The sequence below is a fragment of the Paenibacillus xylanivorans genome (genome assembly GCF_001280595.1).
GTDB lineage: Bacteria > Bacillota > Bacilli > Paenibacillales > Paenibacillaceae > Paenibacillus > Paenibacillus xylanivorans.
In genome coordinates, this window is sequence record NZ_LITU01000053.1 from 392,092 (window position 1) to 413,710 (window position 21,619).

The following is a 21,619-nucleotide window of genomic DNA, read 5'->3' on the forward strand; positions in this document are numbered from 1 at the left end:
GAAAATTACCTTTCGGAACCAGTGATCTAATCTTATTCTTGAACATGTTTGTCTTTATTGTTGTTTCAACCGTATTTGGTCTTCAAGGCGCGATCCTGTCCGCACTTGCTTATTACATTGCTTCCAAAGTGATTCATATTGTTGAAGAAGGTTTGAGCGGGTCCAAAACCTTTAAAATTATCACAAATCAACCTGAGATCATGGTCGAAACGATTCGTGACCGTTTAGGTCGTGGAGCAACCTATACCGATGCTTACGGCGGTTACTCCAATGAACAATTCAAAGAAATCACCTGTGTAATCAACCGTATGGAAGAAAGCAAGATCAAAGATATCATTCATGAAATTGATCCCAATGCTTTTATTGTAGTTTATGATGTAGCCGAAGTTAAGGGTGGCAATTTTAAAAAGAAAGATATTCACTAATCACTAAAATGAGCTGGAGCTACTGTCTGAGAGAAGAGGACAAATATCACACATAGAAGTCGCTAATATAGCGGCTTTTTTGTTTTGGGAATAGAAGCTATTGTCTCAAGCCGAATCCAATAACTTCTACCCTGTGGAGTTCTTTATTCTTCAGCAATCCGCAACTGTATTTCGGTCAGAAATTGGTCAGTAATGATCGTATCACGATTATCAATTTCATAAATCTCAAAAGGGTCTCCTATTACACGGAGCCCTTTTTCGTTAGCATGTGAAACCAGCTCAAGCATCTTTTCATGACTTTGGCGGTAGTTCCCCCGATAAAATAACGACAGATAATTGCCAGCCGGCAGGATGTAATCATAGTCGATCCTTCCGGTTTCATCAGGATTAAAGATAAAGAAAACGGAGTTGAAAACATCCCGTACGCCATGCTTTAATTCCTCAAGGGACACGGATGCACCATATAATTGGTTGCCGAAGTCAGGAATGTGACTTTTATGCTTTTGATGCAGCTTTTTAATGGCATAATCCATTTCCTCATCCCGAGTTATACGTGTATTGAGTTGCAGACAAGGCCGGTCAGGATACGTTTTAATGGAGAAAAGTCCTGTCTGAATTTTACTTGCGTCAGTCAATACCTTGATTCTGCCCTGAATAATACGCTGCGTAGTTTTGAGCTTTGCGATTTGTTCCTTAATCAGTTCCTGTTCAGTGAATAACAATTCAAGCGTATTTTCGACACTTTGCTGATCCAAATACGTTTTGATCTGTTGCATAGTAAAATCCAACTGGCGCAGGTCCCGGATGATATTCAATTTATACATATCCTGAAGGCTATACAGACGATACCCGTTTCCGTCTCGCCGGGGCTCTACCAGCCCTAATTTTTCGTAATACCGCAGTGCGTCAACACCTATTCCGTAAAGCTTTGAAATTTCATTAATTTTATAATCATTTTTCATCGATTTTCTTCCTCATTAGCACTTAGCTATTATATGTGTGCGCGTATACTGAAGGAGCGCCATACACTTCCTTATACAGTAATTTTCTCACCATTTCAAATTCTGTCGTGGTCAATTTTGCTGGATAACTCATGATCTGTAATGACAAGGTTTGCTGCCTTACAGCACGAAGAGGTGGCTGAATATAAGAATGATCTCCCAAACAGAATCCTAGGCGCTCGTAAAATCCGATCCTTCTCCGCTTCATCTCATCTTCTGGCAATTCGACTTCCAATATTACCGGTTTGGCGGACTGCTTCATGAAACGATCCATTAACCGCTTGCCTATCCCGCCTCCACGAATGTTCGGGGAAACAGCCAAATGCTCAACGTATCTGAACGACTCCAACTCCCAGCCTGCGAGAAAGCCAATCACTTCATTCTGCTCGTTCTCCTCTGTGAGAAGAAGATAGCGCGAACTAGACATTAACTTCTTCTGTTCTGAATATTCCCGATATTCAGCTTCGGGAAACGATTGCTTCATAATTTCAAACACTTGGTCAAACCGTTTTTGCAACATCAACTTAACCACTCCTAATTTGTAAAGCCATATTTGCGATATATTTACGATAAACCCTGGTACGATACCAGAGTCAAGCAATATGGTGGAGATCACAATTCCTGAATTAAGTTTACTTATTACAACTTTTTTTGGCCGGTATCAAACTTTTTCGTCGTTCAGACATTGTTTTACTTGGTTCAAAACGTTTCTCTAGACCCACACAATATCGTGATGATACCATCGTAAAGTGCTAGAAAACAGGTTGGAAGCAGGGGGACTATATTAGTGGAGCAAATAAAGTACGACAATTTAAAAATGGGAGAAAAGGGAGCAATCATCAGTATTATTGCTTATATTTGTCTGACTGCAATTAAAATGGTCATCGGTTATATGTCTAACTCCGAAGCTTTGAAAGCCGATGGGTTAAACAATGCTACCGATATTATAGCTTCAATCGCGGTTCTGATTGGTCTGAGACTTGCTCAACGTCCGGCTGATAAAGATCATACATACGGACATTGGAAAGCAGAGACCGTTGCCTCACTGGTTGCTTCTTTTATCATGATGGCAGTAGGACTACAAGTGTTATACGAAGCTATTACTTCCGTATTCCAGGGGAAAAGCGAATCTCCGGGCATCATTGCAGCATGGACAGGCATTTTCTGTGCCGCAGTGATGTATCTGGTTTACCGATATAATAAAAGACTTGCTTTAAAGATCAAGAGCCAAGCGGTTATGGCAGCTGCAAAAGACAATATTTCGGATGCCTGGGTTAGTATAGGGACAGTTATCGGCATCATAGGTTCCCAATTTGGCCTGCCATGGCTCGACCCATTAACAGCTGTAGCGGTGGGCTTTCTAATATGTAAAACCGCTTGGGACATTTTTCGGGAAGCTACACACCATCTTACAGATGGATTTGACGAAGAGCTAATCAAGGAATACAGAAATACAATTGCCAATGTAGATGGCGTAGAGGCAGTTAAAGATTTAAGAGCTCGGAATTACGGCAATAATGCCGTTGTCGATGTGGTAATTCTTGTACGATCAGATTTGGATCTTCAGAAGGCTCATGATATTTCAACAAATGTAGAAGACGAATTGTTAAGAGAACATGATGTGTACACTGTTCATGTTCACGTTGAACCAGACGAAGCCCCTAACAAAGCGCTTCAATTATAAAACATGAGCGGCAAATATAATAACTTGCGAGTAAACATGAACATAGTCTCTTCTTGACATATGACAGAACAGGTAGCCCTCCGGCTACCTGTTTTTTAGCTGGAAGTGTCTCCGAACATGTCCTTTTGATTTTTTTTACGGAAACTTCTCGGAGACTCACCAACCGTTTTGGTGAAAAGAATCGTAAAGTAGTTTGGGTTCTCGTACCCAACCAACTTTGAGATTTCCCATATTTTTTTCTTGGTTGAAACCAACAAGCGGGTCGCTTCTCCCATTCTTCGTTGAATGAGGTAATGATAGGGGGAGGTACCGTAGCAATTTTTATACATATGGATTAAGTAGTAGAAGTCGATGTGGAATTGATCGGCCAAGTCCTTCAGCTTTATATTTTGCCTGTAGTTCGTATCCAAATAGTCTTTGATGCTTTCGGCGAGGGTATTGCTCGGAACGATTTCGCTTGCTGTGCGCTGATGACGAGACATGCGATCGATAAGTAGCAAAATGGCATTCAGCAGATGCTGGGAGATAGAGTCGTATCCTTCTTCCCGGATTGAAAATTCATTGAACATAGTCTGCATCAATGAACGGATCTCTTCCGAATAACGGTTGGCACGAACGACTGGCTCACTGCCGGGAGGAACAACCCAATCGCTGTTGGCGCGGGTACCCTCTTTGAAACGAAAGCCACAATAGAAGGTGGATAAAGGGAATTCGGGATCTGATTTTTCCTCGTGGAGTGTTCCTTTGTTATATACAAGAAGATCTCCCTTTTGGGCTGAGTGCTTGATCCCATCAATCGTGAACGAGCCACGGCCGTCATTCACGTAAATAATCTCATGCACATCGTCATGCTTATGGGTTGGAAAACTCCAATGGGGGTTGTCTGCCAACTTCCCAACATAAATAATAATGCAATCTTGATCTTCATACATTGGTTCGGATTCATGGCGTGTATTCATTAATGTCTTCCCTTCAAGATTCTGTGGTGAAATGACAACATACATAATGTTTTGAAAGAAGTCCACAACAACCTTGATTGTCGCCTGGCATGTCTGACAGTACAATTTCACTATTCAATAATATGTACTATATATCGAACTGAAGGGATGTGGAAGCAAAATTTGATAGGAATCGATTCTAGTTTAAGAAAATGAAACGCTTGCAACATTAGAGAGAATTGTGAGGGCTTATGCATGACTAGAAAAAGAGAGAATTTACTTATTTTAACACTTACATTAGTTAGCTTTGTATTGGGAACAACCGAATACGTGATTGTGGGCGTATTGAAGGAAATTGAAACCTATATGAAAGTATCGCTGGCTGCCGCAGGTGCGCTCGTATCCGGCTTCGCCATTGCCTATGCGATTGGAACACCGTTTGCCGTTGCATTCTTGGCCAAAATTCCCCGAAGAAACTCCATTTTAATTGGATTTGCAGTCGTGCTTGCCTTAAATGTATTAACCATCTTCTCAACAACATTCTTTTCCCTGATGATTATTCGGATCGTCTCGGCTGTCGCTTGCGGACTTACGATATCGCTTTCGATTTCAATTGCAAGTGACGCAGTCAACCGGGAGCGGAGAGGTGAAGCCATCGCCTGGATATTGGGTGGGTTTTCCATCGCCAATGTGCTTGGCGTCCCGCTCGGCACCTTCATCGGACAGCATCTGAACTGGTCCATGACGTTTGTTGTTACGGCCTGCATCGGTGTGGTGCCATTCGCGTTCATGTTCCGTATTCTTCCGCGACAGACGATGACCATTGCCGGTTCATTCAGCGACCAGATGGCTCTATTCATGAAGCCACGCATATTACTGGCCTGCTTGATTCCCGTCCTTGGAAACAGTTGTATTTTCGTGATCTTTACGTATATCACCCCGTTGCTGGGACAGTCCATGGGTATACCCGCAGGTTGGATTAGCGTCGTACTCCTCATCTACGGTGCCTGCAGTATACTGAGCAACTGGATCGGGGCCAAAATAGCCAAAGGAGATTTCTTACCCAAGCTCAAGTGGCTTTTCGTTATTCAAGCTGCTATCTTTTTGGGGCTTAGTTTCACCGTATCCCAGCTGTGGTTGGGCTTGGTGTTCCTGTTCCTGATCGGTTGCCTATCATCATCAATGAGCGCGGCGTCCCAGCTTTATCTATTCGACGTCTCTGGAGAGATCGCGCCGAATTCCAGACCGTTCGCGTCCACGTTGCTACCCGTGGCGGCAAACGTTGGGATAGCGCTCGGTTCCGGAGTTGGAGGGCTTGCTGTCAATTTAGGTGGTGTAAATTGGGTGCCACCGGTAGCTGTGATACTAGCTCTCATGGCTTTTGTGATCACATCGATCTGCCAGCGATCCATTCAATTAAAGCCGGAAGGAGCCACATCCCCTAAAGTGGATTACTCGATTCCAAGTACCAATTAGTAGATCCTTTTTAGGGGAATTGAGCCACCATAATTATACATGTTCGAGCACAGAAAGCCGCTATTTTAGCGGCTTTTTTTGTTTTTACGGATACAGTTCATGCGCGAGGTGAAAATGATGAATTCAAAAAAACGATTGACGAAGGAAATTATCCTGTATAAAATGAAGCCGAGATTTAGTAATTTAGTAAATTACTAAATTACTAAATGTAAAGTTGGAGGATAGGAGGGAAAAAATGAAAGAAAAAGTTGCTTTAGAAACACAAACCTGTTGTTGTGGGGGAGCACTATGAAAAGTGGACGGCCGACTGGCTGCATCCTGAGCGCAAAAGGTCTTCGCTGGGCTTGGCCAATGGGACGATAAATGGTAGTAACGGCTGCGCATGTTAGCAAAAATTTTAAAGGATATGGGGTATTAAAATGTTTGCCAATCCATATGTTCGAACAATTATTCTCTCCCGGGTGCTCTTGCAACTCGGAATCTGGATCCGGAATTATGCCGTTCTTCTTTATGTTTCCGAATTGACGCATAATAATCCTGTTGATATATCACTGATTTCGGTAGCGGAATTTTCACCGATCTTTATATTTGGCCTGATTGGCGGTACCTTTGCCGATCGATGGCGGCCGAAAAAAACAATGGTATGGAGCGATTTGTTATCAGGCTTGTCCGTTGGTGTTGTGCTGCTTGCGGTCATGGATGGCGGGTGGATTGCACTTCTGATTGGATCTTTCGTTTCTGCCAGCTTATCACAGTTTTCTCAGCCTTCGGCGATGAAACTGTACAAACGGCATGTACCAGCCGAGCAATTGCAGGGCGTTATGGCGATGTCCCAAACGCTTGTTGCTGTCTTTATGGTTTTAGGGCCGGTCATCGGTACGTTTATTTTCATTAAATTTGGCATTAGCGTATCCCTCATCCTGACAGCAGTTATGTTTCTGGGCTCTTCGCTCGTATTATCATGGCTTCCTAGGGATGTAGAAGAAGCAAAACCAGGAAGTACCGGTGGCTTCGTCAAAGAGCTGACGGATGGCCTGCGTTATATCGGGGCGAATAAATCTTTGAGAACACTTGGATTAACCTTCTCGGCAGTCGGTTTGGCATCAGGACTGACTCAGCCACTTCAGCTCTTTCTTGTCATTGAAAATTTGGGTCAGGACAAAGAGTTCTTACAATGGTTGGTGATGGCGAATGGGGCGGCCATGTTGATAGGAGGTGCTGTGATCATCGCGACTGCTAAAAAAGTGAAACCACAGTTATTGCTTTTAGTCGGTTTACTTGTTAATGCCATCTGTACGGTCGGAATGGGCGCATCAACACAAATTTGGTTAACCATTATTCTGCTCGTAATCAGCGGTTTGTTCTTCCCTTGTATCCAAGGTGGAATTCAGACGCTTCTTGTTCGGAATACGGAAGGGGCATTTATGGGTCGGGTATCCGGAGCGATCATGCCGATTTTTATGGGAATGATGGTGATTGGTATGCTTACCTCCGGGTATCTCAAGGATACGTTTTCCCTGCTTAGTGTATTTATAGCGAGTGGTGTTTTTGTGATTATCGGTGCGATGTTATTGCTCCCCATTGTCATTGAAAGAAGAAATAAAGCCGAGGAAACTCCATCATTATGACAGAAAGGGGTTCGAAGGTTCATTAACAAGGATAAGGAGAGAGAGACATGGATATGAATAAGCGCAAGGAGCTGCTGGAGGAATATAAGCAGATCAAGACTTATATGGGAATAGCCCAAATTAAAAACAAAGTAAACGGAAAAATCTATATCGATAGCTATTCCAATTTGAAAAATAAATGGTTTACTCTGCAGATGCAACTGAATCAAGGAAGATTTGCAAATGCCCAGTTACAAAAAGAATGGAGAGAATTCGGAGAAGATGCATTCACTTATGAGGTTCTGGAGCAGAAGGAAATCGATAAGGTGACGGATATTCGTTGGGAACAAAAACAAATCCTGAAACCGTGGCTTCAGAAGTTACAACCCTACGGAGACAAAGGCTATAACAGACCTCCTAAGGATTAAATATTGTCACTGAAAACGGATTTGACTAACGGTGAAAATCAAGATAAGATGAAACCGTCGTTTAGTAAATTAGTAAAAGGTAAACGGAATGAGGGAATGAAATTGAAAATACCTACAACGTTAAAACATAAACCTGTTGTTGTATCAGATAATTATGAAAAGGTTGACGGACGAATGGCAGGGAACACGGACGCAAAGGGCCTTTCCCTGGGATTGGCTCAGTGGAACGATAGAGGCAAGGTTGATATTTCAGCCAAGGTATGGAGATACACCGGAGAAAAGTGGTCCAGACAATCCGAGGAGCTTCCTCTCCATCGCGTGCTTGATTTGTCCATTCTGATCTGTCGGTCTTTGGAACATTTTCGCGAGGCCTATAGATATGATCATTTATATGACCCAGAGCAGCCTGTCATTGATCGGGTTGGCCTGCAAGGGGATGCGATGTCCGTGGAGATCTGTACGGACAATGAGAGAATTAATGAAGACATTAAGCTGTTCAGCCAAGCTTTGAGTGATGACGACGAAATGATCGGTGAGCGTTTGCGCACATTATCCAAAATATTAAAGGATATGGGCTATTAAACGAAGATGTTACGCTAAAGTGGATTGAGCAACAAAAAGAGCCTACACGCTATAGACGTGTAGGCTCTTTGTTGTACGTTGAATATAACCTAATTAGTTGGCAATGAAATTCCCGATTCTATTATGTTTATGAATCTCTTCCGTTCCAGCATCGAGAGCAGTCCTGTAGTAGGCACGCTTATGTTCAATGACTTCCATGGTCTTTCTAAGTTCTTCCATTTGCGCTTCCACACTAGCCTTGCGTTCCGTGAACATGTCATATCGCTCCTGCAAGGTGGAATCTCCCTCGGAGCACCATGCAATAAAATCCTTGATATCCTTAATCGGCATCCCGGTAGATTTCAGACATTGAATGATCTTTAAAAAATCAATGTCTGATTCTTTAAAGTTTCGTGCTCCGCCAGGAGTACGTTCAACAAAAGGCATGAGACCTTCCTTGTCGTAGTAACGCAAGGTATATACGGTTAGATTCAATTCTTTAGCAACTTCGCTAATCGAATATGTCATTTATTTTCCCCTTTTCTTACTGATATAGACTTCGAGCTAACTCTAGGTTATTTCAGAAATTCTATCATGCCGTATGTAGGATGTCAAAGTTTCAAACGAGAATTGACCTAGAGTTAACTAGAGGGATTAAGATAGTTTTGCAGGAGAAAAAGCAGGGTTGAATTCAATGAAATTTAAGCCAAGTCATGACTTGTACCTTATGAGCGTGACTCTCTTGGAAGAATGACAATCTTAGGAGGTTTTATTATGATAACTGCTAAAGCACGAGCTGTTGACGGTCCGGACCAATCGTTCCGGGCAGCTGAGATTAAACGACGCGATCTTGATTTGCATGATGTCCTGATCGAAATTAAATATGCCGGCATATGCCACTCTGATATTCATACTGCCCACGGCGAATGGGGCCCAGTAAACTACCCGCTCGTACCTGGACATGAGATCGCAGGAATTGTCACAGATGTAGGAGCCGAAGTCTCAAAGTATAAAGTTGGTGACCGAGTAGGGGTCGGATGTATGGTTGACTCTTGTGGCGAATGTGAAAACTGCCGCCAAGGAGAAGAGCAGTACTGTCTCAAAGGAAACGTTCCTACCTACGCGGGCGTTGACAAGTACGGCGAACCCACACAAGGCGGGTACTCCACTCATATTGTTGTAACAGAGGACTTCATCGTCCGGATTCCTGACAATATTGAGCTTGATGTCGCTGCACCACTACTCTGCGCAGGTATTACAACATACTCCCCGCTAAATCATTGGGGAGCTGGACCAGGTAAAAAAGTAGCGGTTGTGGGTATGGGCGGTCTTGGTCACATGGCTGTCAAAATTGCACATGCTATGGGTGCAGAGGTAACTGTTCTGTCACAATCATTGAAGAAAAAAGAGGATGGTTTGCAATTCGGGGCAGACCATTATTTCGCCACAAACGAACCGGAAACTTTTCAAAAACTTGCCGGGAATTTCGACCTGATTATTAACACAGTAAGTGCGAATATCGATATCAATGCTTATTTCTCACTGCTCACGCTAGATGGCACGCTGGTTAATGTGGGTGCTCCTGGGGAGCCATTGTCAGTCAATGTGATGTCTCTCATCGGTCATCGTCGTTCATTTGCAGGTTCAATGATCGGGGGCATTCGTGAGACTCAGGAAATGCTGGATTTCTGTGCAGAACATAGTATCGTTCCTATGATTGAAGTCATTTCAGCTGACCAAATTGACGAAGCATACCAACGTGTATTAGCTTCAGATGTGAAGTACAGATTCGTAATTGACACTAGCACAATTTAAGTTATTTTAAAATAGTCGGTAATGACCTATATCATTTGAATCATTACCATAAATCAGAAAATCCAATCGCTCATAACATTGCGATTGGATTTTCTTTTTTTATGATGAAGGAGACTGAAAGAAAGAACTATTGGAACGAGCTATTTTATTAATCTGAAACGACGAATCCATCAAAGTTCTCAGGACCTACACGGATCGTACCCAGCAAGTTGGAGCTTACGAATGCAGTGTATGTCAGTTGAGGGGTAATTGGTGGATTGAAATCATCCGCAGAGAATGTAATAACCTGAGGCGCTAAAAGACTCAAACTAAATGTGGAAGTTGCTGAGTATATTACAGGGTCAGTCGACAAGGTACCTCTTACAATAGTAATCGTAATTCCGACAAGAGCTATTGGTAATTGAACAGAAATTGTTCCTTTAAATTGAGCTCTAGGGTTAGCACCTGCACCTGCGGTCTGAAGACCAATTTGTCCAAACAATTGCGGCGTGTTGATTACCAGGATGGGAATAGCAATCGAGTTAGCCAAACTTGCGTTTTGCGATGTTCTCGCATCAAGAAATGTTGTCATTGAATCTACCTCCTAATCAGTGGAATAGAATAGTATATTCAAGGGTTACTAGTATGCTTGGACTTCTTGATATAATCCAAAAAAAGGCATCTTACTAAACTAACGGGCAGAATGAAATTTCAGAAGACTACCATCTTATATTTGCTGATTGGAATCAATCCATTTTACAGCAAGCGGAGATTCTCGACAGAGTCATCCAATCCAAGTTGACTTATTCTACTACCCATGCCGTTTCACTTTTGGACTGGCAGATTTTCGCTCGTTGGATACAGATGTATCGGAAGCTTTTGGTATCGTTCTATCCGCAGACAATGCTATTCCACATCTACTTACAGACGGAGATTTACATAAGGCCTTTCAAAATATATATTCAAAGATGAATCTGAATGGCTTGTTCTTAGCTACCATAAGAGATTGCGATGCATTGGTAAAAGAGAAACCATCAACCACGCAGCCGCGTGTTTTAGATGAGGGAAAGAGGCACAGTACAGAGCATTATTGCGAGAAGAAATGAACAACCTATTAAGCGCGACTGGTTTTATGGATATAGAGTGGCATTTCCCTGCGGACTCGGGCTATTACCAGCCTATGGTGACCGCTCGAAAATTGTAGTCTTATTTTATCTATGAAAAAAGGAACGAAGCAGCTTGAAAATAAGCTTGCAATCGTTCCTTTTTTCATAAAATACATATTCTTTCTGCCTCAAAGCGCGTTGTACCACTCATCATTCACAGGTTCTAACCATTTGGTTTGTCCAGGTGTCATAGCAAGATGAACAAACCAACTATCCACAGTTGCCCCATGCCAGTGTTTAACGTTTGGAGGAATATTTACAACATCTCCGGTTTTAAGCAATTGTGCGGGTTTACCTTCTTCCTGGAACCAGCCTTCACCGCCTGTCACGAGCAGCACCTGACCTACAGCGTGTGAGTGCCAATTATTGCGGGCTCCTGGCGCGAAAGTGACATTTCCAATGCTAGTATTAAGTGGAGTTTCATCTGTAAATATCATCTCCAGATATGCATCTCCAATGAAATTGGATTCTACCTTCTTTCCGAGTGGGAAGATGGTGCTGTTACTCAAATGTTCGTTTGTCATAATGGTTCCCTTCTTTCTATTTTATTTATAAATATCTTTTGCAATATTGAACGCAGACCATGCCTTTGGCCAGCCCACGTAGAAGGAAAGGTGAGTAATCATTTCAGCCACTTCATTATGGGTTACTCCATTTTCCTTTGCTTTATGAAGGTGTGGGGTTAATTGTTCGAAATTTCCACCGGCAATAAGTGCAGAGACAGTAATCATACTGCGATCACGACTAGATAATTCTTCTACTCTTGACCAAACCTCGCCAAACAGAATATCATCATTCAGCTCTGCAAATTTCGGGGCAAATTCACCTAATATATCTCTTCCAGCAGTTTGTTTTTTTTCCATAGCTATTGTGATTCCTCCATTCGTATTCGGTTGAGAGTTATTTAGAATTTCCTTCTACTCGATAAGTCATCCACAATCCGTTACGTTCCATTTGTTCGACTCTTATCAATTCAAAATGAACGGGGAAGGTTTCTTTGGAACTTGAACCCTTCTCAAAGATGGTCAAAGCCGGAGAGCTTGCCTCTGCAAAAGGAACGAATACGAGACTTAACTCATCGATCAAACCTTCATTCAGGAAAGAAGCGTTTAAGACACCGCCGCCTTCAAGCAATAATCGATCGATGGAGAACAATGCTTTCAGTTTTTTTACAACCGTCACAACGTTAAGCTCTTTCGTTCCACCAAAGATATAAGAGATGCCCAATTCTTGTAGATATGCGAGATAAGCATCGGGCACTTGTTCAGTCAGCACCTCAATGATGTGATCCTTTGCTCTGTTGCCACTCTCTTCGGATATATAGTTATGGGTCCAAGCCAATTTGCCGTGTGGATCTACGGCGATGGCATAAGTTCCAATGTCTTGCTGCGCAACATAATCCGTTCGAGGAATCGGGGACTGCTTCTCTTGATTAGGTGGAGGAATATATTCATGTGCAAAATGTTCTTGCATCGTGACTCGTCCGCACATCCAAGCATCATATCCGTAGCGGTCATGGATACGTTCATACTCATTAATGAAGTAGGTTGACCGATCATCTTCCAGAAAATCGCCGATAATTTTGCCATCTATTGAACTAAGCATATGACAAATCGTATAGGGTCTGTCCATCGTAGCATCTCCTTTCGACATGAATGGATTGCAGGGGGAAAAGTGAATATTATTCATTACTGTAGTATTACTTGATGTGTAATATAAATCTACATTAATACAATAATGAACATCTATCTATTATTATATAAGAGAGGATCACAGAATCAATTGTTAGATTCATTAAATTTGTTCATTAATAAGCATAGAGGTGTGTATTGTAAATAAACGTCAAGAGAGCATGAACAAAAAACGCTTTTGGGAGTTGATTCCCCAAAGCGTCTTTAATTTTCATTTTTATATAATTTCAATGATCACCCTTTAACTGCTCCCGCAGTAAGTCCGCTAACGATATATTTCTGTCCAAACAAGTAGAGGATAAAAACAGGAAGTGAGGTCAGTACAAGGTTAGCGAAAATCAAATTCCAATCTCGGCTGTATTTGCCGTAAAAATTATAGATAGAAAGCGGCATCGTCCATGTTGAACTATTGGTTAGGAAGTATACCGGAATCGTAATATCATTCCATACCGACATAAACACCATGATTGCTACCGTTGCGTTAACGGGCAGGATGAGCGGTGTAACAATACGGAAAAATACGCCGAATACGCTGGCACCTTCCAGAAATGCAACTTCGTCCAGTGCTTTCGGAATGGTTTTGATAAATCCGCTGTACAAAAATACGCTAAAAGCGGTATTAAGCGCAGCGTAAATCAGGATGACGCTTGATATGCTGCCGTAAAACCCCAACCCCTGCACGACCCGGATCGTCGTAATGATCGACATCGGTGTAATCAGTCCCATGAAGAAATACATATATATTGTGTTTGAAAGTTTTGTGTCCCGGCGTGCTAGAATGAAGGACGCTGCTGAAGAAGCCACAATGTTGATGATGGACGATATTCCCGTAATCCAGATGCTGTTCAGGAATGCTCGGGACAGACCGCCTTCTTCAAATACCCGGACATAGTTTGAAAATTGCCATTTATCCGGCAGACTTAAGGAAAAGCTGAGCACTTCAGCGCTCGTTTTGAACGAACCCAGAATTAGAATCACCAGAGGCAACAGAATGAGCAGAGAGGCGAGGAGTAGAAATCCTTCAACAACATAGTTGCGAATAGCGAGTTTGCGTGTATATCCCATGTTATTCCGTAACCTCCTTGCGCCGCATGAAAATCAATAGCGGTATAGCAATAATCGTGACAACCACAAACAGAAGTGTGTTGACTGCGGTACCAAGTCCCCAGTTTCCTTCGCCGAAGGAGCGGAGAATGATTGTTCCAACAACTTGTGAAGCGTTGCCTGGACCTCCGCCGGTCATGACATACACTTCCGAGAATACTTTAAGCCCGCCAATCAGTGTCAACATCAGATTAATATTGATAGCTGGCAGTAAAAGGGGCAGAGTGATTTTGAAAAAACTTTTCCAGGAGCTTGCTCCGTCAATCGTAGCGGCTTCATAATATTCTTGAGAAATGGATTGTAAACCAGCCAGATAGATGGCCATTTGGAATCCCGCGCTTTGCCAGATGGATACTATCGCAATCGTCCAGATGACAAGGGAAGGATTGGTCAACCAAGCCTGGCTCAATGAATGTAATCCGACGGCTTCTAATACGCGATTGATCGTACCCTCCGTACGCAGCATTGGTGTGAACAGGATGCTAATGACCAGAATGCTCAGTATGGAAGGGGAGTAGAAAATAGCGCGCAACAGGTTCTTCGTTTTTAATCTCATATTTAGGGCCACGGCTAATAGCAGACCAATAATATTTTTGCCAGCAACCGTAACAAGGGCAAAAATCGCCGTATTTTTAAGCGCCAAAATGAGCGTTTTGTCTGAGAAAATTTTCTCGAAATTGTCCCATCCAATAAACTTCAGATCAATACGATCCAGACGCCAATCCGTGAAGGAGTAGTAGAAAGCAGCAAGTGCCGGAATAACAAAAAAGATAGAGTAGATGAGTAGTGCCGGAAATACCATGTAATACGAATATAAATTTTTAGCCCTTTTCATGTCTCACACTCCGTTATGGCTAGGCAGCACATCATACAGGAATGACATGCTGCCCTGTATTTCACTTCTTAGAAACCGGAAACGCCTTTATCTTGCATCAATTGACTGAACTTCTCATCCCAAGATTTCAGCACTTCCTCCGGAGTCAAACCGCCAGCGAATTGATCCTGTAACAGTCTGTATAGCTCACTGCGATCTACCAGCATGTAAGCATCCGTGGTCAACACAGTTTTCTTGGGCAGGATGTAATTGTCGACGATATCCTGTTTGTAAGCAGGTAACTCTGGTGTAGTAACATCGCTAAAATTGGATACATAGCCCTTGGAATCGACGATCTGTTGCGCAATTTCCTTGGAGGCGATAAAGTCCAGGAACTGTTTGGCTTCCTCTAAATGCTTCGCTTTCTTCGGAATAAACAGTTGTCCTCCAAGCGGACTTGCACCGAGCTTGGCATTATCAGAAGACGGAATCGGGAATACGCCGAGTTCCATGCTTGGATCCTGTTCTGCTACGCCTTCAATTAACCAATCTCCCATAAACATCATGGCGACTTCCTTGTTCAGGAATTTGCCAACCGCCATGTCATAGCTGTCGCTCAGCACATCCGTATTGGTATACCCCTTGGTGTAGACTTCGTATTGCTGCTGTAAAAATGTTTTGAACTCGGGAATATCGGCCCATTTTCTTTTGTTGCTGTTGAGCTCATCGAAAAAAGACGGATCATTTTTGGCTACAAAATCGGCAAATGCTGCCGCAGGCCAGATGTTCGCAGCCCATGCATCTTTATAGGGCATGAATACTGGAGTGATGCCGCCAGCTTTAATTTTTTCACAGATCGCCAAAAATTGTTCGTAACTTGTAGGGATGGACAGGCCTAGGTCAGCAAAAATCTGTTTGTTGTATACGACTCCCTGCATACCCGTGTCCTGGCTGACATGGAAGCTGTAGATATGACCGGCAGCGGAGAGCACATCTTTGTTTACAATTCTGCCCGCCCAGGACTCGTTATCCAGAATTTCAAAATTGCGTTCAAGATTCAGATCCGTAATCGCGCTCGCCAGATTGTATTGAATGATGTCGGGTGTTTCGTCTACAGCCAGCTTCGTTTGCAGTACGGTTGTTGTTTGTTCAGCCGGAATGAGCTGCAGATTAACCGATATATTGGTTTGTTTTTCAAACTCATCGAGAATGTCCTGCTGGATAAAGGCGGAATCCTGTGAGCTCTTGGAAATGGCCAATTCCAGTGTGACCTTGCTGTTCTTGTTGCCATTGCTTGCAGACGTACCAGAATCATTACCTCCTGATCCGCAAGCGGTCAGCGAAATGGACAACAGACTTGCCAATACAATGGATGCTGCTTTTTTTCTTTTATGCAGTTTCAATGCAAATCCCCCTATGAGACAATTGATGAATCCGTTTACAAATCCAATTATAGAATCCTCTTTTACTTCGGTACATGTCTGTACTTGAATATTTATGTGTAAAATACTGAACTTGAAATCGCTATCATTTCATTCAAACGCATGCTACAGTAAGACATGATGCAGATGACTTACACAGCATGACGGAACAGGAGGCTTCTCGAAGCATGGCTAAACTTATACATAGAGCCACACAATTCAGCTTGCAGACCAAAGTGTTTTTGACATTTCTCGCCCTTCTTTTGTTCGTGCTGGGATGTTTTATCGTTTATGTGAACCTTGTCGTTATCCGCCCGCTTACACAAAAAACGGAGGAGGATACACTGGTCACTGCCACTAAGGTACGAGAACAGGTTGACCTATACGTAGAGCAGCAAAATCAGATGTCCCAGCGCATATTGTCCAATAAGGACATCTTCGCAACGATGGACAAGAGCTCTTCAGCACCAAGCAATTATGAAAGACTGAAGCAGATTCGGAAACTAAAAGATATCATGTTTCAGGCTATTGGCCCTAGCATGAACATCAAGGACATGTCCATTTATGATAAACAAGGTGTGCTGCTCACATCGTATCTGGGTTCAGGACATCCTCCAACAATTCTAAGTGCCTTAACAGAAAAAAGCAGGAGTGGACGAGAGTGGACAGGGAACGGTTTTATTCTGCTTCGAGATGCAGACACTATCTCCTTTGTCCGTACGGTCAACGATCAGAATGGCAAGCTATACGGATATCTTAGTATTCAAATGGATCAAGCTTACATTCAAAACCTTACGGAAGGAATTACAGCAGGAGATGTATTCATTTTGAACAAACAAGGTGAGCAAATGACTGGCTCGGAAGTGAGAAAGAACGCATTGGTGTGGAAAGAGCCACTATCCGACGAAGGACTGGTAGTTGATGAACAAAATAATTACGTTACGCATTCCACATCTCACCAGACGGGTTGGATAACTTTTATAATAACGCCGAAAGATTCGGTTTTAGGCTCGATCCGCTCCGTACAAAGCATGTCCATTTTGCTGATTACAGCCTTAATGCTCATTTCTTTCGTGTACATTTTCTTCTCCACACGCAGCCTGTTGCTTCCCATTCGCAAGCTTCGCAGCCAGATTTGGCGCATTAACTACAGCAATATGAAGCTAAAAGTTGATGATCGACCTAAAAATAACGACCTGCTGCTGTTGAATGAAGCTTTTCAGGACTTAATGGAACGTTTACAGCAGTCCATTGACCGTGAGAAGAAGGCGTTACATGAAGAAGTTACCGCGCGTAATTCCGCATTACAAGCTCAGATCGCTCCCCATTTCCTTCATAACGCCCTTTATTTGATCAGCATTGCTGCTCAAGAGGGGAGAACCCAGGTCGTGTCCGATATGTGCAAACATCTGTCAGACAGTTTACGTTATATTGTTTCATCTCCTTATGCACATGTGACGATGACGGATGAGCTTGAGCATACAAGACATTATTTGTCGTTGGTACAACAAAAGTATGAAGAAGATTTGGAGTGGAACATCGATGCTGATGAGCTGACGAGTGAAATCCGGCTGCCACGGCTGGTCATTCAGCCTTTCGTGGAAAACTGTATTGAGCACGCTTTTTTTAATACCACACCTCCCTGGCGTATCCAAATTACCGTGAAGCAGTATAACGGATTATGGGCATTGGAGATCAAAGATAACGGAGAGGGCTTCCAGCCAAACAAAATAGAAGAGATTTTGTCCAATATTCAGAAGTCCGGCTCCGGAATGAATCAAACCCCCGATCGTCAGACAGTTTTTGGCAACATGGGGATCGTCAATAGCGTCAATCGGCTTAAACTGATGTATAGCAATCGGCTTTTATTTAACATTTACAACAATCATTCAGACAATGAAAAAGGAGCAACCATTCAAATCATCGGATCGATGATTAGGGATTTTTACTGAGCACAGGAGGGATAGACCATGTACAATATCATGATCGTTGAGGATAGCAAACCTATATTGCGCAATATTAAAATGCTGTTGGATAAGCTGGATTTCCCCATTCACGTGGCAGTTACGGCCACCAATGGGGAAGAGGCGTTAGAAGCACTTCAGAAGCAGCCAATCGATCTCCTGTTGACAGACATACGGATGCCCAAGATGGATGGCTTATCACTAATTGAGAAGGCGAAGCTTGCCAAGCCTGAGTTGAGGGTCATTCTAATTAGCGGGTATAGCGATTTTGAATATACACGAAAAGCATTGAATTTGCAGGTGTTCGACTATTTGCTGAAGCCCGTCGAGCCTGAGGCACTGGAGGAAGTCATGGGCAGAGTTATTAAACAGCTTGATCAATCGAGGTCCAGGAACTTTCATGAGTTGCAGGAGATCGTTGATCCCCATAGTTATGCTGAACTTAAGCCAGGAGAACATGCTGCTTTTTTGGCCCAAATGATAATCATTCTGCGCAGACAGCCCTTCACCTCGGAACGGGAACGCTGGGGACAAAAGACGTTACAGGCTTCTTTAGAAGATTTTTTTGCTCCTCGTCCATGTAAAGTGTTTCTAAGTCAAACTCCGCAGCAATTCATCGTTTTTGTAAACAGAGGAATTCTTGATTTGTATTCTTCTGTACATGAATGTCTCGAATCGTTGCGGCGTCATTTAGTTGCACAAGGTATGGACACTACAATTGCTGGGCAGCTCGTATGGTCGGAATCCGTTAATCTGTCGGAGCTTTATCACCAAATATCGTCTATCTTATCGATGCACCAGCGATTGAACAATGGATGTGTACTGGATAGCGGAAATCCCGTCTCCATAACAAGAACTGAAGCGGGTTGTCTGAATTCCACACTGGAATTGGCTTTTGTCCACATGATACAAGCTCGTCAGAAGGAGCAGTTTGCCCTTAAGCTGTCCGAGTTGATGAATCGATGGACGGAGGATAACGTGCATCAGAAAGAATTGGAACGATTTATCAATTTAGTGGTGGATACATTCGCACATTTGGTTGAAGAGCAAGGTACGGGAATTAGGCTTGGTCTGGAGCTTAGAGCAAAAAAACTATTTGATGAAGAAACATATGGTGATTTCTGCCGTGAATTAACGGAATGGATTGGACAATGTTTTGATATGCTTCAATCCCATGGTCGGAAAAGCAGAGAAGATCTGTTTGTGCAAATGGATGAGTACATCAAACGGAACAAGTATACCCCAATAACCATCAATGACATTGCAATGAAGTTTCATGTCAGCCCCTCGTACGTTAGCAGAGTCATTAAAAACGTAACGCAAGTCACATTTGTTCAATATTATACAAAGCTTAGAATTAAGGAAGCATGTAGACTAATAGAATGTCAACCGGAGATGAAGTTTAAGGAGTTATCGGATCTGTTATCGTTCAGTGATCAGCATTATTTCTCCAAGGTGTTTAAGGAATATACGGGACTTAGTCCGACAGAATATAAAGAAATACTGCTTAAATAGTCTGACCGAGGAAAACTTATGGAAAATTCCGAAAACGTTTGCTATTTATTTTAATCTGCCTGTTCTTACTTTTTTATGTTGCAAACTATACAAATTTGGAGTAGATTAAGAACATAATATTTGTTGTATTTGCAACAAAAAAGAGCCGTTTTAAATAAGTAATTGATTCATAGAAGGAGAGATATATCAGAATGACAGTGGAAATTAGAGCATGCAGTCCCGAGGATTTACTAAAACTACAAGAAATAAGTATAGAAACTTTCAACGATACATTTAAAGATCAGAATTCCCCTGACAATATGAGTGCCTATCTCGAAAGAGCATTTAGCGCTAAACAGTTGGAAGTCGAATTATCTAATAGCTGTTCAGACATCTTTTTCGTCTACTACAATGATGAACTTGCCGGATATCTAAAAGTGAACAGAGATGGTGCCCAATCCGAACAAATGAGTGATGCTTCACTTGAAATTGAGAGAATTTATATCAGGAAAAAATTCCAAAAGCATGGACTGGGTAAATATTTGCTAAATAAAGCGATGGAGACCGCATTAGAGCATAAAAAGAAGGAAGTCTGGCTTGGAGTATGGGAAAAGAATGACAATGCCATTGCTTTTTACAAGAAGATGGGATTTGTTCAAACGGGTTCACACTCTTTTTATATGGGGGACGAGGAACAAGTCGATTTTATCATGGTGAAGACACTCTAGTAATCGTACCGATCCTAAAAAATGGTGCAGATTGTTTAAAGTTGCTTTTCATTAGATATGGTCAATGCATGTGAATGGTCGTATATTAATACTATGTGGGTCATGTGGATGAACACAGATCCACTTTGTGCAATGATAAACGATTCTACATAGAAGGACGGGGAAGTATGGATTTTAAACCGCTTGCTTCATTTATTGACCGTATCACATCATGGAGAATTCCGTGGGCAGAGGTGCTTGTGATGCATCAAAATGATACCGTTTTCCGTTACCGCAACGGTTACGCCAACCTGGAGCAGCAGACGCCCATAGGTGACGGTGCGATCTTTAATCTCTACTCCATGACGAAAATTATGACCTGTGTGGCAGCGCTTCAACTTGTAGAGAGAGGGCAGATGCTGCTGAGCGATCCGGTGTCCGACTATCTGCCGGAATATGCCGAGATGACGGTGAAGAAAACATTATCGAGCGGGGAGGTCAGATTGGAAGAAGCGACAAAGGCGATTACAGTACGCGATTTGTTTACGATGACTGCCGGGTTCTCCTATGACATTGGCTCGCCAAGCATTCAGGAAGCTGTGCAGAGCACCAACGGAACATTACCGACAAGAGAATTTGCGAAAGCGCTCGCCAAGGAACCACTTCTGTTTGAGCCAGGTACTCATTGGAACTATAGCATGTGTCACGATGTGCTGGGAGCTTTGGTGGAGGTTGTGAGTGGCAGACGTTTTGGTAAATATCTGCAAGAAGAAATTATCGGACCGCTAGGTATGAACGATACGGCATTCGACCTGAACGAGGAACAGCAGACCCGCCTGATTCCGCAGTATGCTTACAATGATGAGCTTGACAAAGCCATACGAATGGACGGAAACGGATTCCGGGTAGGCACGGATTTGGAGAGCGGCGGTGCCGGACTATTGTCCACCGTTAGCGACTATGCACTGTTCCTTAGTGCGCTGACGGGAAAAGGAACCAGTCCGGAAGGCGTGCGCATTCTGTCACCGGCTTCAGTGGAACTGATGCGCACAGACCATCTGAACGATCTGACCCGTGGCGATTACTCCTGGGATCATATGGGAGGGTATGGTTATGGGTTGGGGGTACGTACGCATATCTCCAAAGCGGGCAGCGGTTCATTAAGCCCACTTGGTGAATTTGGATGGAGTGGTGCTGCCGGCTGCGTGGCCATCATTGATCCAGACTCCGAACTCACGGTCATGTATGCGCAGCACCTGTTGAACAATCAGGAGCCTTATGTTCATCGCCGCTTGCGCAATGTTGTTTATTCCTGCTTGTAATGCGGAAGTGGAATCTGACGAT

22 protein-coding genes are annotated in these 21,619 nt (G+C 43.0%); 11 read left to right on the forward strand and 11 right to left on the reverse strand.

The window, feature by feature from the left end; genetic code table 11:
- Window positions 1-425, forward strand: a 425-nt coding sequence (locus AMS66_RS33680) for a YitT family protein (RefSeq protein WP_236703347.1), incomplete at its 5' end; no start/stop codon positions are given.
- Window positions 426-568: 143 nt separating this feature from the next.
- On the opposite strand, the gene AMS66_RS11790 is transcribed toward AMS66_RS33680, so the two are convergent.
- Window positions 569-1,387, reverse strand: coding sequence for a MerR family transcriptional regulator (locus AMS66_RS11790; RefSeq protein WP_053780962.1), 819 nt, complete (start codon window positions 1,385-1,387; stop codon window positions 569-571).
- Between the two features lie 22 nt (window positions 1,388-1,409).
- On the reverse strand, window positions 1,410-1,946 hold the full coding sequence (locus AMS66_RS11795; RefSeq protein WP_181014111.1) for a GNAT family N-acetyltransferase: 537 nt from the start codon (window positions 1,944-1,946) through the stop codon (window positions 1,410-1,412).
- Window positions 1,947-2,213: 267 nt separating this feature from the next.
- On the opposite strand from AMS66_RS11795, the gene AMS66_RS11800 reads away from it, so the two are divergent.
- Window positions 2,214-3,110, forward strand: a complete 897-nt coding sequence (locus AMS66_RS11800; RefSeq protein ID WP_053780964.1) for a cation diffusion facilitator family transporter — start codon at window positions 2,214-2,216, stop codon at window positions 3,108-3,110.
- A 95-nt stretch (window positions 3,111-3,205) separates the two neighbouring features.
- Here AMS66_RS11800 and AMS66_RS11805 read toward each other — a convergent pair whose 3' ends face one another.
- On the reverse strand, window positions 3,206-4,069 hold the full coding sequence (locus tag AMS66_RS11805) for an AraC family transcriptional regulator (RefSeq protein WP_053780965.1): 864 nt from the start codon (window positions 4,067-4,069) through the stop codon (window positions 3,206-3,208).
- A 234-nt stretch (window positions 4,070-4,303) separates the two neighbouring features.
- Between AMS66_RS11805 and AMS66_RS11810 the strand changes: the two genes are divergently transcribed.
- From AMS66_RS11810 to AMS66_RS11825, 4 genes are all read left to right on the forward strand, one after another.
- A complete protein-coding gene (locus AMS66_RS11810; RefSeq protein WP_053780966.1) occupies window positions 4,304-5,524 on the forward strand; it encodes an MFS transporter in 1,221 nt (406 codons plus the stop codon).
- 419 nt (window positions 5,525-5,943) lie between these two features.
- Window positions 5,944-7,152, forward strand: a complete 1,209-nt coding sequence (locus AMS66_RS11815) for an MFS transporter (protein WP_053780967.1) — start codon at window positions 5,944-5,946, stop codon at window positions 7,150-7,152.
- A 47-nt stretch (window positions 7,153-7,199) separates the two neighbouring features.
- Window positions 7,200-7,559, forward strand: coding sequence for a GIY-YIG nuclease family protein (locus tag AMS66_RS11820; RefSeq protein ID WP_053780968.1), 360 nt, complete (start codon window positions 7,200-7,202; stop codon window positions 7,557-7,559).
- Between the two features lie 102 nt (window positions 7,560-7,661).
- Window positions 7,662-8,141 carry a DUF6530 family protein gene (locus tag AMS66_RS11825; protein ID WP_053781050.1) on the forward strand — a complete coding sequence of 160 codons (480 nt, stop codon included), beginning with the start codon at window positions 7,662-7,664 and terminating at the stop codon, window positions 8,139-8,141.
- A gap of 93 nt (window positions 8,142-8,234) precedes the next feature.
- Here the strand turns inward: AMS66_RS11825 and AMS66_RS11830 are convergent, their stop codons facing one another.
- On the reverse strand, window positions 8,235-8,648 hold the full coding sequence (locus AMS66_RS11830; RefSeq protein WP_053780969.1) for a MerR family transcriptional regulator: 414 nt from the start codon (window positions 8,646-8,648) through the stop codon (window positions 8,235-8,237).
- Between the two features lie 246 nt (window positions 8,649-8,894).
- On the opposite strand from AMS66_RS11830, the gene AMS66_RS11835 reads away from it, so the two are divergent.
- Window positions 8,895-9,935 (forward strand): NAD(P)-dependent alcohol dehydrogenase, encoded by a 1,041-nt coding sequence (locus AMS66_RS11835; RefSeq protein ID WP_053780970.1) that lies wholly within the window; start codon window positions 8,895-8,897, stop codon window positions 9,933-9,935.
- 148 nt (window positions 9,936-10,083) lie between these two features.
- Here AMS66_RS11835 and AMS66_RS11840 read toward each other — a convergent pair whose 3' ends face one another.
- From AMS66_RS11840 to AMS66_RS11870, 7 genes are all read right to left on the reverse strand, one after another.
- Entirely contained in the window at window positions 10,084-10,506 is a 423-nt protein-coding gene (locus AMS66_RS11840) for a hypothetical protein (RefSeq protein ID WP_053780971.1), read from the reverse strand.
- Between the two features lie 702 nt (window positions 10,507-11,208).
- Complete coding sequence (locus tag AMS66_RS11845) at window positions 11,209-11,604, reverse strand: cupin domain-containing protein (RefSeq protein ID WP_053780972.1); 396 nt, start codon at window positions 11,602-11,604, stop codon at window positions 11,209-11,211.
- A gap of 21 nt (window positions 11,605-11,625) precedes the next feature.
- Window positions 11,626-11,943 (reverse strand): carboxymuconolactone decarboxylase family protein, encoded by a 318-nt coding sequence (locus tag AMS66_RS11850; protein ID WP_053780973.1) that lies wholly within the window; start codon window positions 11,941-11,943, stop codon window positions 11,626-11,628.
- A gap of 37 nt (window positions 11,944-11,980) precedes the next feature.
- A complete protein-coding gene (locus AMS66_RS11855) occupies window positions 11,981-12,712 on the reverse strand; it encodes a dihydrofolate reductase family protein (protein WP_053780974.1) in 732 nt (243 codons plus the stop codon).
- Window positions 12,713-13,005: 293 nt separating this feature from the next.
- Entirely contained in the window at window positions 13,006-13,836 is an 831-nt protein-coding gene (locus tag AMS66_RS11860) for a carbohydrate ABC transporter permease (RefSeq protein WP_053780975.1), read from the reverse strand.
- 1 nt (window position 13,837) lies between these two features.
- On the reverse strand, window positions 13,838-14,710 hold the full coding sequence (locus tag AMS66_RS11865; protein WP_053780976.1) for a carbohydrate ABC transporter permease: 873 nt from the start codon (window positions 14,708-14,710) through the stop codon (window positions 13,838-13,840).
- 68 nt (window positions 14,711-14,778) lie between these two features.
- Window positions 14,779-16,092 carry an ABC transporter substrate-binding protein gene (locus tag AMS66_RS11870; protein ID WP_053780977.1) on the reverse strand — a complete coding sequence of 438 codons (1,314 nt, stop codon included), beginning with the start codon at window positions 16,090-16,092 and terminating at the stop codon, window positions 14,779-14,781.
- A 206-nt stretch (window positions 16,093-16,298) separates the two neighbouring features.
- Here AMS66_RS11870 and AMS66_RS11875 point away from each other — a divergent pair, with 206 nt between their 5' ends.
- The 4 genes from AMS66_RS11875 (at window position 16,299) to AMS66_RS11890 (ending at window position 21,597) form a co-directional block, all read left to right on the forward strand.
- On the forward strand, window positions 16,299-18,062 hold the full coding sequence (locus AMS66_RS11875) for a cache domain-containing sensor histidine kinase (protein WP_053780978.1): 1,764 nt from the start codon (window positions 16,299-16,301) through the stop codon (window positions 18,060-18,062).
- A gap of 18 nt (window positions 18,063-18,080) precedes the next feature.
- Window positions 18,081-19,589: a response regulator transcription factor gene (locus AMS66_RS11880; RefSeq protein ID WP_053780979.1), complete on the forward strand. Its 1,509-nt coding sequence runs from the start codon at window positions 18,081-18,083 to the stop codon at window positions 19,587-19,589.
- A gap of 191 nt (window positions 19,590-19,780) precedes the next feature.
- Window positions 19,781-20,296: a GNAT family N-acetyltransferase gene (locus AMS66_RS11885; protein ID WP_053780980.1), complete on the forward strand. Its 516-nt coding sequence runs from the start codon at window positions 19,781-19,783 to the stop codon at window positions 20,294-20,296.
- A 167-nt stretch (window positions 20,297-20,463) separates the two neighbouring features.
- Window positions 20,464-21,597 carry a serine hydrolase domain-containing protein gene (locus AMS66_RS11890; RefSeq protein WP_053780981.1) on the forward strand — a complete coding sequence of 378 codons (1,134 nt, stop codon included), beginning with the start codon at window positions 20,464-20,466 and terminating at the stop codon, window positions 21,595-21,597.
- The last annotated feature ends 22 nt before the right edge of the window (window positions 21,598-21,619 follow it).